At 49.6% G+C, this 16867-nt stretch carries 7 protein-coding genes; 3 read left to right on the top strand and 4 right to left on the bottom strand.

The window, feature by feature from the left end; all coding sequences use genetic code 11:
- Nucleotides 1-176 precede the first annotated feature (176 nt).
- Entirely contained in the window at nt 177-7646 is a 7470-nt protein-coding gene (locus IPP66_18665) for a sortase (protein ID MBK9927297.1), read from the top strand.
- 78 nt (nt 7647-7724) lie between these two features.
- Here the strand turns inward: IPP66_18665 and IPP66_18660 are convergent, their stop codons facing one another.
- From IPP66_18660 to serB, 4 genes are all read right to left on the bottom strand, one after another.
- Nucleotides 7725-8099, bottom strand: coding sequence for a PilZ domain-containing protein (locus IPP66_18660; GenBank protein MBK9927296.1), 375 nt, complete (start codon nt 8097-8099; stop codon nt 7725-7727).
- A gap of 64 nt (nt 8100-8163) precedes the next feature.
- Nucleotides 8164-11040, bottom strand: a complete 2877-nt coding sequence (locus tag IPP66_18655; protein ID MBK9927295.1) for a M20/M25/M40 family metallo-hydrolase — start codon at nt 11038-11040, stop codon at nt 8164-8166.
- Between the two features lie 174 nt (nt 11041-11214).
- The gene (locus IPP66_18650) at nt 11215-12519 is read right to left on the bottom strand and encodes an aminotransferase class I/II-fold pyridoxal phosphate-dependent enzyme (GenBank protein ID MBK9927294.1); all 1305 of its coding nucleotides are present in this window, start codon (nt 12517-12519) and stop codon (nt 11215-11217) included.
- A 298-nt stretch (nt 12520-12817) separates the two neighbouring features.
- Nucleotides 12818-14032 (bottom strand): phosphoserine phosphatase SerB, encoded by a 1215-nt coding sequence (serB, locus tag IPP66_18645; GenBank protein MBK9927293.1) that lies wholly within the window; start codon nt 14030-14032, stop codon nt 12818-12820.
- A 182-nt stretch (nt 14033-14214) separates the two neighbouring features.
- Here serB and IPP66_18640 point away from each other — a divergent pair, with 182 nt between their 5' ends.
- Nucleotides 14215-15156, top strand: coding sequence for a metallophosphoesterase (locus IPP66_18640; protein ID MBK9927292.1), 942 nt, complete (start codon nt 14215-14217; stop codon nt 15154-15156).
- A 67-nt stretch (nt 15157-15223) separates the two neighbouring features.
- Nucleotides 15224-16864: an APC family permease gene (locus IPP66_18635; GenBank protein MBK9927291.1), complete on the top strand. Its 1641-nt coding sequence runs from the start codon at nt 15224-15226 to the stop codon at nt 16862-16864.
- Nucleotides 16865-16867 lie beyond the last annotated feature (3 nt).

Here is a 16867-nt window from a genome sequence, read left to right as displayed (position 1 = left end):
CATGAAAAAAGACGCACTGATTCGATGTGCCTCGGCGAATGCCATTACATCTTTTGCAATAGGACATGGGGGGAAACCCGTATTTTCAAATCCCTGTCGAAAAATATAATTATCTTGGTTATTTATGTCTAGTTGACAAAGTTTGCGTTCGCAGACCTCTGCGAGGGAGACCCACTATGCAGAAAAAAATCAAATATTGGTTTCATGGCGTTTTGATTTTTTTGATTCTTGTTGGAATGCTCGCGTTTCCTGTAGGTGTTGTCCATGCGGCACCCATTCTTACGATCAAGCCCATTACATGGAATGTGATCGGCTTGGACTCGAATAATGTCAGTGTGGGCCCGAATAGATTCCCTGTTGGTGCGCGGGTTTGTAATGTAGGTGATACACAGGCATTAAATGTGGGTTCCCAGTTTGTCTGGGGTGCGGATAACACACCTGCGAAGAATTACATCGCTTCTCGTCCCGGTTCGATATCCTCCTATTCCGGGTATACACTGAATGCAGGGGCTTGTGTTGACTTTTACTATGAAGTCGAAGTAACAAGAGACTCGAATGCATATGATGATACTCGTCAATATGCCATTACAGCCTCCGCGACAGGCTTGTCTACGATCAGTACCCCAAGCAATAGGGAAATATATGTTGAGCATCTGATCTCCCAAAACCGCAATGCAATAGACAATGTCTACTATGGAAGCGTGGGTCAGCCGATCGGTTCCATGACTAGCGTCAATGCTGGTGGGACCATGCAACTGTTTGTGGGGCAAACCTACGATATTGTTTTGGATGCGCACACAGCAACACAGGGGTACAACCAACTTGAGTCATTTATCAATTTTCCCAACACGATCTTCCAGATCGAGAAGATCCAAACTACGTATACTGCCAACTCTTCCACATTTGTGTTGAACACGAATGACCTGTTATACGCGGATGCTTGTTTATGGGATAACAATATTGCCAGCGCTACATACCGCGAATGTATCGGTAGCGATGGCAAGTCTGGTGGAACGGTGGTAACTCGATACACCGTCAAGATCATCAGTGGGGTAGGAACGACTCAAACACTTAACACTTTGTTGTACGATTTCTCTGGGAGCAGTTTTCACTACAACAGTGACTTTGAAACGGGTTTGCGATTTGCTACGATCGCATCGCCGTTGTCCTTAACTAAGAGTTTCAGCCCGAAAGCGATCACCACGAGCGGGGGGACATCTACTCTTACACTTGCAATCTCCAATTCCAGCAGTACCCAGATCAATAATGTCAGTGTTACAGATCCCTTGCCATCTGGGATGATCGTGGCGTCCACCCCCAATGCTACCCCGGTCTCATTCCCATCTGGCGGATGTGTAAGCGGAACATTCTCTCCGACAGCTGGCAACACATCTTTGACGTTTACTGGCAGTATAGCGGGGAATAGCACATGTACCCTGACCGTATCTGTAACAGCCAGCCCCGATGGTTCTTTTACCAACACGGCAGAACTGTTTTTGGATAGTGCCGTCACCGGGATCACATCAACAGATACCTTGGGGGTAAGTACTTCCTCCCAAACATGTGGAGCGACTCAGACACTTGCAAAGTGGACTTTCCCCAGTTCCACTTTGGCGACTTCTCTTGTGCCAGATGCAGGATCGGTCCTTTCTTCCTCCATTGCCCGGACTCTTGGAACGGGTTCTAGTTCCATAGACACCAATAGTAACAATACACCTGGAGGAACAACCTATTCGTGGCTCATGGATGGCTTTAGAACCAGAAATGCCGCCTTTGAGTTCGAAATTCCCAATGGTTCTGCATATCAAAATCTGGCGATCTCAGTAGCGTATAAACAAAATAATGCATCCTGGAATTCGAGCTCGGTTGTTCAAATTTCCTCTGCGAACGATAATACAAGTAACTATGCACTGGTCTATAGTGATAATACATTCACAAGCGCGTTTGAGGTTGGCGGTGCAAATTCAGCCACAACAGGCACAACGAGGACTTACTTCAGAGTATTGGCAACCAATCCTCAAAATGATCAGGCTGGCATGCTTATTGATGATGTCACTATCACGGGTTGTGCGGTCAGTACTTTGGAGAAGCCACGGCTTTCCAAGTCATTTTCACCTGACCCCATTACTGTCGGTGAAACGTCAACACTCACTTTCACGCTTACCAATCCAAATTCTTCTACGAACCTGACCTCGGTCTCTTTTACCGATATCCTGCCATCAGGAATGACAGTTGCTTCAACGCCCGTCGCTTCAACAACCTGTACAGGTGCAACGTGGAGCCCAACAGCGGGGGCCACATCCCTTGGTTTTTCTGGTGGCACCATTCCCATGGGGGCCCCCGGAACCTGTACTGCGCAGGTCAATGTTGCTGTGGATAGTGCCGCAGTTTTCACGAATACATCAGGCTTTATCTCCAGCAGCGAAGCAGGAATCAACACAAATCCATATAATGACGCGAAACCTGGACAAGGGCAGGATACGTTAACTGCTACTATTGGCCCTCCACAGATCGTCAAGTCGTTCTCGCCCAATCCCATTCCCGTAAATGGGACGAGTACTATTACTTTCACCATTACAAACCCGAACACAGATGTCAACCTGACAGGAGTGGCGTTCACAGATACGTTTATTGCTGGCTTGGAAATTGCTACCGTACCCAATGCCACCACTACCTGTTCTGGCGGAATCTTAACAAGTGACGGTATCAACCCTGTAACTTCAGGAGACACAAGTTTTCAATTGGCTGGTGCTACAGTCCCAATGGGGGCATCGTGTCTGATACAAGTAGATGTGAGTGCAATATCTACCGGAGATAAACTGAACTCGGTTCAAGTTTCGTCATCGAATGGAGGCACTGGCAATACATCTACAGATACGTTGGGAGTTAATGCATTAACCCCTGCGATTAGTCTTCTAAAAGAGATCTCCACGAGCGCCAGTGGCCCATGGAGTAGTTCCGTCAATATTGCGGCCGGCAGTGATGTGTACTATCGATTTACTATTGAAAACACCGGCGATGTGAACTTTAGTCCAGTTTGGGTTACCGATAATAAATTGAGCGGCACATCAGCTTGCTCATGGCCCGCTACGTTGCCTACAGCTTCAACAGGTAATCCCGTCGCAACCTGTGTGGTAGGGCCAGTCACTGCTGGTTCTACTTCCAGCACAAATACAGCTACCGCCAAAGGAACATATTCTGGGACTACGTACACGTCCGCTCCCAGTTTAGCTACATACGACATCACTGATTTGGCGTTGACGAAAGTAGTTACTCCAACCGTTTTCACCGCTGGTACGACCACGTTATCGTATACATATACCATCACCAATAATGGTTCATCTCCAGTGTCTGGTACGGTCACGGTTGACGATACGAATGCTGTCGTGACTTGTAACTCGATAGCCAGTCAGGGAGATCTGGATGCCAATTTCGATCCAGGAGAATCGTTAACTTGTACGGCGTCTTACACCCTGACAAGCCGTGATCGTTCCATCGGCTATGTCACTAATATTGCTTCTGGTTCCATTGGGAGCACAAAAACCAATTCAACGTCTGCAACATCTGTTTCAGATCAACCAGATCTTGTCGTGTCGAAGGCCGCAGACATTAGTGGTGGTCAGGCTATTCAGGGAACACCGTTCACATGGACGGTCACGGTTGCGAACAACGGTGGCGGGACCGCAACATTTGCAAACGGCGCAACCGTTCTATCAGACACTTTACCATCCGGTGCTACATATTCATTGCCAGCCCCTTATTCAGATTTGACAGGGTTAACCGGTAATTCGGGAACGTTGAATTGTAATATTGTATCCTCAACTTTAACCTGCGTGGCTGCCACTAGCTCTTTGATCATTGAGAGTGGAAGAAGCTTTACAGTGGACGTGGAGATTACAGCAAACGTTGGGACATCCACTATGACGAATGTCGCCAGCGCAGACCCTAACAATGTCACCACAGAAAGTAATGAAGGGAATAACAACGGTAGCGATACGGTTGCCGCTTCTGCGACGCTTCCTAACATAAGGATCATCAAAAGCAACGATGTTGGCGGTGGAGTGGTGCTGGGAGGATCGTTTACCTGGACTTTGACAGTTGAAAACAACGGCACGTCTGATATTACCTTTGCTGATACACAGAGAGTTGTTTCTGATGCGTTGCCATCTGGCCCAACATATGGAACTTTGAATATCATCAAAACGGATGTGGTGAACGATGTCAATTTGGGTTGCTCCATTAGTGTGAGTACTTTGACATGCGAAGCAAGCGGCGGCTCCATAACCCTGCCGGCCGCCCGATCTTTTATTGTCGAAATACCTGTGACCCCTAATTCAACCGGTGTTTTGACAAACACCGCTGTTGTAAATCCTGATTTCCTCTTCTCGGAAGGTAGCACGGCTGATAATAGTTCTACAAATTCTGTTACGGTGTATACACCTCCCACGGTTACAAAATCCTTTAGTCCCGCAACGATCTCCGCAGGTGGCACATCAACTTTGTCGCTCGCTTTGACTAATCCTTCGTCGAATCCAGGTGCCCTTACTACAGTTCGCGTGGATGACGACTTTGGCTCCAGTGGTATTACGCTCGATAGCACGACCTTTACATTTACTCCAGCAAGCTGCGGTACGATCACTAAAATAAATGGATCCGCTTCTGCGGTTAACGATACGGCTATAAGGTTTACGGCCGCATCATTAGCTCCGGGCGCCAGTTGTAGTGTTGATGTCGATGTGACCAGCTCTACGGTTGGTCAAGTGACAAACACAACATCTGCGCCTACAGCGTCTGGTCCATTTTCATTGACGGGTAATACGGTGAATGCTGATCTTACGGTGACAGGTCCGGACTTATCCCTGAGAAAAGATGATGGCGTAACGAATGTAGCCGCGGGTGGGACAACAACCTATGTGTTGACCGTTTCCAATACAGGCAATGCGAGTACAAGCGGAACGATTACGGTGGTGGATGTGCTTCCCTCAGGAATGTCTGTTGCAGATGGCTCATTGACTTTAACTGGGGCAAACAATGCGGATTGGTCATGTTCGTCTGCCAGTGATGTAGTTACGTGTACTAGCAGTATTGCCATCGCTGCGACGGGTGATAGCGTCTTTGCATTTACAGTGAATGTGGACTCAGCCGCATCTGGGTCTCAGGTAAACCGGGCAAAAGTCGGTGGTGGAGGTGACCCGACAAATTCCAGCGCACCTACTTCAACAACCGTAAACAACTGTACAGCGGACGATACACCTGAAGGCTGTGCCTTGGATACTGATACGGTTCAAGTAGCACCGGATTTGAGTCTTGCAAAAACAGACTCGTTGACAACTGTCAGCGCAGGCGGGACGACAACTTATTCCTTAACAGTGTCTAATACAGGTAGTGCAAACACAAGCGGAACAATCACGATAGTGGATGTGTTGCCAGCAGGAATGTCTGTTGCAGATGGATCATTGACTTTAACTGGGACAAACAATGCGGATTGGTCATGTTCATCCACCAGCGATGTGATTACATGTACCAGTAGCATTGCCATCGTCTCGGCGAGTGACAGTGTCTTTGCATTTACGGTTGATGTGGATGCAGCGGCATCTGGGTCTCAGGTAAACAGAGCAAAAGTCGGTGGTGGCGGTGACCCGACAAATTCCAGTGCACCTACGGCAACAGATGTAAGCAACTGTACAGCGGACAACACACCGGAAGGCTGTGCCTTGGATACTGATACGATCCAAACAACAACCGATTTGAGCCTTACAAAAACAGATTCGCTAACAACCGTCACCGCAGGTGGGACGACAACCTATACGCTAACGGTTTCCAACTCGGGCAGTGGGAACACAACTGGGACAATTACTGTGGTGGATGTGCTTCCAGCAGGAATGTCAGTTGCAGACGGCTCATTGACTTTAACCGGTACCAACAGCGCAGATTGGTCATGTTCGTCTGCCAGTGATGTAGTTACATGTACCAGTAGTGTTGCTATCGCATCGGCAAGCAATAGTGTCTTTACCTTTACAGTGAATGTGGACGTAGCCGCATCTGGGTCACAGGTGAACCGGGCAAAAGTCGGTGGTGGAGGTGACCCGACAAATCCCAGTGCACCTACTTCAACAACAGTAAACAATTGTACGGCGGATGATACGCCTGAGGGTTGTGCGTTGGATACCGATGCGGTTCAATTAGGGCCAGATTTGGGTCTTACAAAAACAGATTCGCTGACAACCGTCACCGCAGGTGGAACGACAACCTATACGCTAACGGTTTCCAACTCTGGCGGTGGCAACACAACGGGAACAATTAATTTGGTGGATGTGTTGCCTGTAGGAATGTCTGTTACAGACGGCCCGCTGACTTTAACCGGTGCCAACAGTGCTGATTGGTCGTGTTCGTCCACAAGTGATGTGATTACATGTGCGAGTAGCGTTGTTATCCCATCATCGGGCGATAGCGTCCTCGCATTTACAGTCAATATAGATGCGTCTGCGACTGGTTCCCAGGTGAACCGGGCAAAGGTCGGAGGTGGTGGAGACCCAACGAATTCAAGTGCACCAACACCGACCGATGTAAATGCTTGTGTCGCAACAGGTACTCCTGAAGGTTGCGCCTTGGATACTAATAACATGCCCAATGTATTTGATCCTCCTTTAGGTATAAAGTCGCTTGATGGCGATGGGAATCCTATTTTGATTTTCAGAATGGTATGGATCAATGATAGTAATGTCGTTGCGACTAATGTTCAGGTTGTTGATGATATCCCCGTTGGCACGACTTATGTCCCTAATAGTTTGCAGTGTGTCCCGCAGGGATTATCAACCACGAATGCTGGAAGCTCATCAGCGCCGTTGAACACAGCCCTTACGTCTTGTGCTTTTGATGCTACAGCGAATGGTGGCTTGGGCCGAATTCAATGGCAGGGTTCCATCGCTCCTGATCCAGGTGCAACTACTGAAGCGAATGCATCCAATGAGGTCATCATCACTTTTAGTGTCAACGTCAATAGTTCAACAAATCAGGTCAATAATACAGCCACATCTCGTACTGATACGAATGGCAATGGCAACTTTGCGGAAGAAACAATTGTTGGCACACAAGTGGTTGGTTCTAATAGTGTAACTTGGACCAGATCTTCTTCTAGCTTGCCTAAAACTGGATTTGCCCCGAATGTTGTAACAAATCTTCCCAAACAACCTGTCGACTTGATGTATTCAGAAATGGAGAACATTCAGCTTCTGATCCCGTCACTTGGCGTTCGTACTGATATTGTTGGTGTGCCAGAAGTGAGTGGCAATTGGGATGTGAATTGGCTTGGTGCGAAAACTGGTTGGATGGAAGGAACTGCATTCCCAACCTGGCAGGGAAACAGCGTCCTTGCTGGTCATTCTTATTTGGCGAATGGCAAAAAAGGACCGTTTGCTGATCTGTCGAAACTTCGTTGGGGTGATGTGTTGATCATTAAGGCTTTCGGACAGCAATATGTCTATGAAGTACGGAGTAACGCCATTGTTGATCCAAATGACAAGAAACCATTAAAACATGAAGAATTGTCTTGGTTGACATTGATCACTTGCAAGGAATTTGATCCAGACTTAAACACATACCGATATCGTGTTGTGGTTCGTGCAGTGTTGACGAAAGTTAAATAACAGTTTCCTAAATTAAATCAAAAAGGCGGATTTGTTCATCCGCCTTTTTGATTTAACACAAGACCGTATTCTTAATTATTAATCCACTCGCAAAGATGGGTATTCATGGCGAAATTCGAAACGTCTCAAGATGACTTCGATGACTTGTTTTTCATCAGGTTTCAGATCGGTAAACTCGAAGCCGATGTCGTAATAACGGTGGTTGTTCTCGTCCCTGCACCATGCCACCCGCACGGGGAGTCGCATGCGTGGGTTTGGGATCTCGGGCAAATCATCAGGGAAATTGATCTCCAGTGTCAACGATGTATCTGGCTCCATCGGCTTCTCGCCGATCATCATCGCGCCCAATACATTCAGGTCTTCAACGTATCCCAACAGAACCCGCGGGTTGACTGCATAAGCGGGAGTGAATGCCATTAATCTTTTGCGTTCTTCTTTTCTTTTTTCACCCACGGGTCGCTCCTTTTCTTTTCATTCTACAACCAAATCCACGTAAGTTTGCATAACAAAAATTGCGTTACTTCCAAAGTTTTGCTAATTCATTCAATGACTTGTAATATGGCTCGATGCTGGGGATGAAGTGCCGCTCGTCTTTTGCATGTGGACCAAACCCTGTTTGACCCCACACTACGGCCTGTCCGCCCGGGGCGAATCGTGCACTGGTGCCGGGTAACTTCCTCCCGATCTTCGCTTCGACTCCACCCGACGCCTGTTTGACTGCTTCGATCAACGCTTTCAACGCTGGATTATTCGGGTCACATGCCACGCCGTTTTCCATCACGGAGAATTTAACTTCGAGTCCGTTTGCTTGACAATACGACTCGACCGATACCCGTAGACCGAGAACATCATCCTGCGGGATGGGACGGATCTCCACACCTAGAATCCCTTCCGCAGCAGTGACGTTGTATACGCCCGTTGTGCCCACATTGATGAATGGGAATTTCGCTTGCGATTGCCATCCGTCTGCGGACTTAAGCGTGAGATGTTTGGCGAAGAGTTCGTTCAATGCAGAACGCGCAGCAATGAGTTTCTCGCTTAAGTCGCCGGTCCCTGCCACGCCGCTGTGACCTTTCTCTCCACGCGCGATCACGTTGAAGCGCATCACGCCGCGATTTTCCACGCAGATCTCGCCAAAGAGTTCAGTCCCTTTTTCACCGGTCCGTTCGCCTGCGATGAAGAGGGCTGGTGTATAGACTTCGGAAGTCTTTGCTAACTCTTTCATCACATGCGGCGTGCCCCATGCTTCGGCTTCTCCGTTCTCTTCGTTGCCGACGAGGAGAAGCGCAATGTTTGGGTAGGGGCGAAGCATTGCTTCGCCCCTACGAGAGGCCATCATATCCTTCATCCAAACCAGATACGTGGCGACGACGGTCTTCATGTCTGCGGCGCCGCGACCCCATAGATAATCACCTTCGATGCGCGGGATGAATTGCGAGTCGTCGGGCTCAGGTTCAACAACGTCGAAGTGGCCGGTGAGCAGGATTTCATCTGTGCGTTGCGCTTCGACTGCGGCTCCGCCTCCGCTACCCTGTGGGTACGATGTCAGCGCGGGAAATTTTGCGTACACCGCAGGATACTTCCCGTCGAAGAATCTCGTCTCCAAGCCTGCGCTCTTCAAGTAATCATCGATCAACGAGCCTGCGCGATGGACTTCGTCGAGTCTTTCGTTAGGTGATGCAGTGACAGACGGGATGCGAATCAGTTGTTGGGCAAGACCAAGGATCTCGGATGTTTTATCGGGATATGAAATTTCGATTGCGGCCTGTGGTCGCGAACGGAATCGGATCGGTGCGCTTGGAGTTTGGCGAATGTCATCGCGCGAGCGTTGAATGAACTCAGCGATCTTTGTTGAGTCCGAACCGAGCGAACCGTGATCGGATGCGATACGTTCCACGTCAGCTTTGACGTCCGCTTCATGCTCCGAAAGAAAATCTCGCAACACGCTCAACGGTACTTCGTCGCTTGCCCCCAATTCTCGCGAAGCGTGCAAACGTGCGCGCATTTTCTCGGATGTGTTGTGTCCGCCTTCAGACATTTCGATGAGCGGCGTTAAGTCGTTCCACAAGTTCAATGCTTTAGCCAATGGTTTAAGCTCACCTAGAGTCCATTTGAGGAAGGCGCGTACAGACATGGGTTTGCCAGTCAATGGGTTTTCGATCTCGGCACGCAACCCATATTTTGCGGCGGCGTTTTCGTTGGCACGTGCACGAGTGATGTCTTCGCGGTCGTAACGGAACGAACGTGCAAAGGTTGGGTCGGAGTAGATGCGCAGAAGCAGAAGATGTTTGAAGGTTAAGTTGGCGATGTCGAGGTCGAGCGAATGTCCGCCTTCATCGGTGCGCACTTCCACACGTCCCATTGGCAGGTTGATGCGCGCCATCAGGTTTTGCTTTTCAATTTGCAGAGCCATCTCATCGGGTGGTGTAGGCTGTCCAGCAGAAAACAGACCTCGAGCGTAGAGAGAAGCGAGTTGATCGCTCGTCGTTGAAATGATCCGCTCAACGGGTTCGGCAAAACTTCGGGCGCGGATGGGAGTCCAATTGTTATTTCCAAAACGGACTCCGCGCCGCACGAGGTCGTAGGAAATTTGCAGGTAATCATTGTACGAACGATAGAGATCGGGAAGATCGATCGACGGCGGATTCGGGAATGTGAGATTTCGCACCGAATCGAATTCTGTCAACGCGATAACAGCGCGTCCATCGCGGACCTGGGCCTGCAGCGGCGTCGAGGCAGTGGTCGCCACGAAAAGCGACGCGAACGCACGCAGGAGTCGTGTGGCGGTGATGTAGAACTCAGACTTGAATTCATCGAGGTGCTTATCGCCGCGTTCAGTGGGCGAGAGGTGGACGAAGTCCCATGCGAAGAGCGGATCGGGGAGCGAAAGGTTGCTGTGGATGCCGGTGGTGGCGAGCGTGTCGCCGTAGATATCCACGCATTTTTCGAGATAACGGCGTTTGGCGATGCTCCAATTGCCCGGGATGGAATGATGACCGATATCGGTGATGGAGAGCAGATTACCATGCCAGTAATGCAACCGTTCGCCGAAGTTGACGCCCGCGCGATGTAGTGCGTTGATGAGCGAGGCTTCCATGAGTCGGGCTTCGTAGATCGCGCCGCGTGCGCTGTAATACGGGCGTGTGGCCCATTCGATCATCCAGTGAAAGACCTCAAGCTGACTGAACTGTGCCTGCCAATGCGGAACACATTCGGCCAACAGATAATCCACGAACGAATGTTGGCTCGGCCCCGCGCCCACAGTCAACAAAGGACGCAGTTCTTCATCGAGCAGATTCCATTCCTGTTCGAACCCGTTAAGTCCGCTTTGTGGTTTTTCTTTGATGGCTTGTTCGAGAGCGAGGAGGTATTTGTCGGCGAATTGTTGAGGCATAAGGTTTCCAATAAAAAATGATGTTTGATACATACTTTGGTGGTTGAGTAGGGCGGATGTTTTTCCCGCCCGTATCGAAACCACCAATAACGGAAATACTTTTGCTTATATGGTGGTTGAGTAGCCCTGCGCAAAACCTGCAGGGCTACTCAACCACCAGGATATTATTAAAAGCTAACCTTTCAACGAATTTAACCCTTCCATCAACCGCTTGAATGCGCCTTCGGTTCTTTCAGATGGCGTGGCGTAGGAGAAACGAATCCATTCGCCGCCAAAGGGGGAGAAGAATGCGCCAGGGACAACGGCAACTCCGTGATTCTCGGCTAGATATTGACCGAGGGGTTCTGTGTCTGCCCAGCCTTTAGCTTTGATATAGTCACCGACGTTGATGAAGGCGTAATAGCCTTTGCCAATGATGTGTTGCATGTTGCTTTCGGCGAGGAGCTTTTTCAAAACCACGCGGCTGGCATTGGTGGGTTCGATGATGGTCTTGGCGGCTTCGGTGAATCCCATTTCGTAGGCGGCCATGGCAACAGCCAATGAGAAGAACGGTGGGATGACCGTGTGCGAAGAACGCGCCGTGATGAACTTGATGACGGCCTCATCCGCGATGAGGTGGCAGTTGCGGATGTTGGATCCGCCGAGCGATTTGGTGATGCCATCGAGGAACATGATGCGCCTGCGTTCTTCAGGCGTGAAGAACTTGAGGAAGGAGTTCAAGTCCATGGGGGACTCGTCGGTGACGTAGTGATACATCCAATCGAAGAAAACGAAGCCTACACCTGCCTCGAGAGCTGTCTTTGCGAGTAATGCTTGCTTTTCAGGCGATATGGTCAGGCCTGTGGGGTTATCGGGGTTCGTGATGACGAGGCCTGCGATCTTGCGTCCCTTTGATTCGGCGAACTTCACGCTTTCCCGAATCGCCTCTTCGGAATAAGCCCATCCTTGCGCAGGATCGCCCGGTGCCCAAAGGACATTTGCGCCAACTCCGTATGGTCCCCAGTTGTAGGAGATCCACGGCACGCGCGAAACCATGATGAGGTCACCTTGACGTCCGTAGCCGAGCGCCATCATCGCTTGATACGCTTTGACGAGGGCATCACGTCCGCCTGCGGTGCCGAGCACATTGGCTGGTCCCCAGCCTGACGAGGAGTCTAACTTCCAATATTGTTCGATAACGGCCTTGCGATAGGCGTCGGTGCCGAACGGCATATCGTAAGCCGTACCATGCTCCAGTTGAAGTTGAAGCGCGCGTTCGAGGATCGGCTTGGGGGTCCCGGGCAGTGAAGCGCCTCCATCACCTTGTGATGCATCAAATACTTTCGCACCGGGATTCTTCTCCACATATACCTTCAACGATTTGTTGATGAGGAACATGCGCGACGGTGGAATGTCTGCCATTTGCTTGAGATGGTCACTGACGGGAATGAGATTCTTTTCATCGAGTGCGAAAACTGGCGTGGCGTTGGAAATGGACATAGTGTTTTCTCCTTAAGCCCCCTCCCCTTGTCCCTCCCCCAAATACGACTGAAGTTCGTCGTATTTGGGGGAGGGTGCCAAAGGCGGGTGGGGGTAAAAAATAACGCCCCGATGTGCTCGGGGCGTTTTGGTGTACCTACTTTTGGGTGAACCTGTTCGTTACTGTTCACTTGCCAAGCACCAACGCCCTGTCACCGAATTATCGGTACGAGTAGTATTGGTGTTGTCGTTGGTGCGAATGTTGTTGAACATTGAAAGCAAGGATACCATTGGGGTTAACATGCGTCAAGCGACTTTATTATTTTGTTTCTTTTTCTGAAAGGCCCATCAAATACAGGATGCCATCAATGCCAAAGGAACTCAGTGATTGTTTGGCCGATTTCTTGACGATCGGTTTGGCGTTGAAGGCGATGCCAAGACCAGCTTTACTCAACATCGGCAGATCATTGGCTCCATCGCCGACTGCGATGGTTTGCTCCAAGGAAAAGCCTTCGTGTTGAGCGATACTTTCCAACAAAGACGCCTTGCGCTCACCATCCACGATCTCGGATACTACTCTGCCTGTGACGATTCCCTCTTCGATCTCGAGGTCGTTCGCGAAGACATAGTCAAAGCCAAATTTTCTTTGCAGAGCACGACCGAAATACGTGAACCCACCGGAGAGAATGACGGTCTTGTATCCCAGCTTTTTCAACGTGGTCATAAGTCTCTCAAGTCCGTCGGTATATTTTAGAGTCGCGGCCACTTCTGCTAAAGCAGACTCCGGCAGACCTTTGAGCAACGCCACGCGTTCACGAAAGCTTTCTTTGAACTTAAGTTCTCCGCGCATTGCACGTTCTGTGATCTCGGCCACTTGTTTGCCAACGCCTGCACGTTTGGCAAGTTCGTCGATCACCTCGGCTTGGATCAATGTTGAGTCCATATCGAAAGCCACGAGGCGACGATTACGACGGTAGACATTGTTCTCTTGATAGGCGATGTCCACTTCGATCTCATCAGCAAGTTCCATGAACTTACGGCGTAAAACGGGCAGGTCTGTGACATGTCCACGCAGGGAGAATTCCACGCAAGCTTGGCCGTCAGAGCCAACTGCTTCCAGGGGAATGCGACCAGAGAGACGTGCGATCTTGTCGATGTTCAAACCGTTATCTGCAACGATACGAGCCAGTCGGCCGATGTGATAGGCTGAGATACGCCTTGCTAACAAAGTGACAATGTGTCGTCCCTTGCCTTGTTGCCCCACCCACTGAGAATAACTTTCACTATCGATCTTGACGAATCGAATGTTCATTTGCAATTCGTCAATTTTCTTTTGGATAGCATCCAACACGATCTGCTCGTCTGAGATCTGTGTGGGGATCTGGATCAGCATTCCCAACGAAAGCGCGTCGTGAATGACCGATTGGCCGATATCCAATATATTGACATCGTACCCCGCCAACAATTCTGTGACAGATGCTGTGATGCCGGGTCTATCCATGCCCGTGATGTTGATCAAAATTGGGTCGTGCATATATAACCTCGATGAATATACCGCACTCGGTCACAAACGGCGTTTTTTCAAAAGGTGGAAAGCGCCATTTGTGACCGTGGGTATTGTAATTTGCAATCGGGGGCATACTATATCATAAGAATTCCATTCTCCGGCGTGTATAATAATAGGGTAATAATCATTCCAAGCCAAAGGATGTGCAAGTGACAAAACTATTTTTTGCCACAGATATTCATGGGTCGGACATTTGTTGGAGCAAGTTTTTGAATGCGGGGAAATTTTATGGAGTGGACGTACTGATTCTTGGTGGTGATATGACGGGCAAAGCGGTTGTGCCTTTCATTCATCAAGGTGGAAAGAATTACAAAGTGACACTCCTCGAACAGGATTTCCCGGTGACTAATGAAGAAGAACTCGCGGACATGCAGAAGCGTGTGCGAAGCCGTGGATATTATCCATATCTCACGACGCCTGATGAGATCGCCGAATTGGAAAAAGATCCTGAGCGCGTCAGCCAAATATTTTTGCAAGAAGTTCTCAAAGTCGTTGAGCAATGGATGGCTCTCGCTGACAAAAAACTGGATGGCACCGATATGAAAGTCTATTGCTGTCCGGGCAACGATGATATGGATGAAGTGGACGCGATCGTTCGTGCTTCCCGACGGGTGATTCTGGCCGAGGGGCTTGTGACTCCCCTTGATGAACATCACGAAATGATCGCATCGGGTTGGTCGAACAGAACGCCTTGGGATACGCATCGTGAAGAGGACGAGGACCAGCTCAAGGTCCGGTATGAAGCGATGATCTCCCAACTCAAAGATCCGCGCAATGCCATCTTCAACATCCATGTGCCTCCGTATAAATCTGGTCTTGATGAAGCGCCGGAACTGGACAAATATCTGCGGCCTGTGTTGGCAGGGCAGGCGTTGAAACCGGTCGGCTCGACAGCATTACGAAAAGCAATTGAAGAGACGAAGCCGTTACTCAGCTTGCATGGGCATATCCACGAAGGGCGCGGCTCGACCCGTATTGGCAAGACCCTATGCATCAACCCCGGCTCCATGTACGAACAGGGAACCTTGCTTGGTGCAATTGTGTCCTTGGGCAAGAACAAGATCGAAAATTATGTATTAACCTCAGGTTAACTATTTTGGATTTTGTGTGTTAATGATTTACAGTAAGTTAACCAAACTTCCCTAAGGAGGAGTCTTTATGAGTAATTTGTTTGTCCGCAAGGCGACCGGCCTGGTACGTTCATGGTCTGTCATGGACGCGTTCATTTACGCGTTCTTTTCCATCAATCTCGTTACACTCGGTTTGTACAGCTTTAGTCAGATGTACTATTTCGAGGGCGGGATGATCAACGCGTTGATCGTGAGCGCGATCATCATCTTCTTTGAAGTTATTGTGTATGCCGGGTTGATCGCTGTCATGCCTCGTTCGGGCGGCGATTATGTCTGGCAGAGCCGTATTCTCGGTGGCGCAGTGGGCTTCATCCTCGCAGTCACGGGCTGGTGGTTTATTCTGTGGTTGTGGGTTCCGTTGTATGGCGATATGTTCCGTCACATCGTGTTGGTGCCGTTGCTTGCCGTCCTTGGCGCAAAGGACACCGCTCTTTGGTTCGCTGGCACGCAGACCGGTTCTTTTGTCGCTTCATTGATCACACTTGCGATCGTGAGTCTATTCATTACCCTTGGCATGAAAACATATGCCAAGATCCAGAAATATTCGTTCTATGGTGGCGTGTTGGGATTGCTCATCGTGATCGTCTTGTTGCTGACCGGCTCCAACGAAGCTTTCAAGGCTGGCCTTGAAGCAAATGCTACTGCGATGTTCGGTGCTCAACCCGGTGCATATGATGCCACCGTTCAACTTGGGACCGATGCCGGCGCAGCAACTCCTTTTAGTGGTGGAAAGTTTGCGGCAGTGTTCCTTGTCTTGCCGTATCTCGTGTTCTTCAATTTGTGGCCGAATTGGGGCGCAACTCTTTATGGTGAAGTACGTGGCGCTACCGATTTCAAACGCAACATTTCCGGTATGGGATGGGCGCTTGGTGTGACCACCGTCCTTGCCATGATTGTATTATTTGCAATCCGCAAAACCGTTGGCTGGGATTTTTACGTACAAGCCGGTGCCGCATGGTGGAACCATGTCTGGTATGGCGCGGATGTGGCCCTGCCTTTCTGGCCGTACCCAGCTTTGCTTGCGGCTTTCCTGACCACCAATAAACTCGTTCAATTCCTTGTCGTTGGATTGATGAGCCTGTGGTGGTTCGGTTGGTGCGGAACTGTGTTCCTTTCCTCCACACGTGTGATCTTTGCCGCCGCTTTCGATCGTCTACTCCCCGAAAAAGTTGCAGAAGTGGATGAGCGCACCGGCACGCCGGTCAATGCTTTATTGTTGATGGTGGTACCTTCCATTCTTGTTGCGTATCTCTTCTCGTTCAATATCGCGAACTTCGCTTCATTGACCTTGTGCTCCACGCTCGTCATTGCGGTGACCTATCTCGGTACAACGATTTCCGCGATCATCCTTCCGTACACAAAACCTGATCTTTACAAGTCTTCCCCGATTGCCAAATACAATGTGCTTGGCATTCCCTTGATCACGGTTGCAGGTGTGATCTTCGGCAGTTTTCTTGTCTTCCTGCTCTACCAATGGATCTTCGACCCGAACGCTTTATATGGTATTGGGTATTCCATCAATGAAGCAGGTGTGAAGAATCTTCCTTCATTGATCTACATGGGCTCCATGTATGTGTTGGCAACAATTATCTACTTTGGTTTCAGAGCGTACCGCAAAAAAGGCGGTATTGATATGAATAAGGTCCAGTCTGAGATCCCGGTTGAGTAACTG

The organism is Candidatus Defluviilinea proxima, from assembly GCA_016721115.1.
In the GTDB taxonomy this organism is placed as follows: domain Bacteria; phylum Chloroflexota; class Anaerolineae; order Anaerolineales; family Villigracilaceae; genus Defluviilinea; species Defluviilinea proxima.
Note: the sequence above shows the minus strand (reverse complement) of the source record. Positions and strands in the feature narration are given on the sequence as shown.

Excerpts from the sequence above, each read along its gene's own strand:
- IPP66_18665 (MBK9927297.1), top strand. The coding sequence starts at position 177 with ATGCAGAAAAAAATCAAATATTGGTTTCATGGCGTTTTGATTTTTTTG.
- IPP66_18655 (MBK9927295.1), bottom strand. The coding sequence starts at position 11,040 with ATGCCTCAACAATTCGCCGACAAATACCTCCTCGCTCTCGAACAAGCC.
- IPP66_18650 (MBK9927294.1), bottom strand. The coding sequence starts at position 12,519 with ATGTCCATTTCCAACGCCACGCCAGTTTTCGCACTCGATGAAAAGAAT.
- serB (MBK9927293.1), bottom strand. The coding sequence starts at position 14,032 with ATGCACGACCCAATTTTGATCAACATCACGGGCATGGATAGACCCGGC.
- IPP66_18635 (MBK9927291.1), top strand. The coding sequence starts at position 15,224 with ATGAGTAATTTGTTTGTCCGCAAGGCGACCGGCCTGGTACGTTCATGG.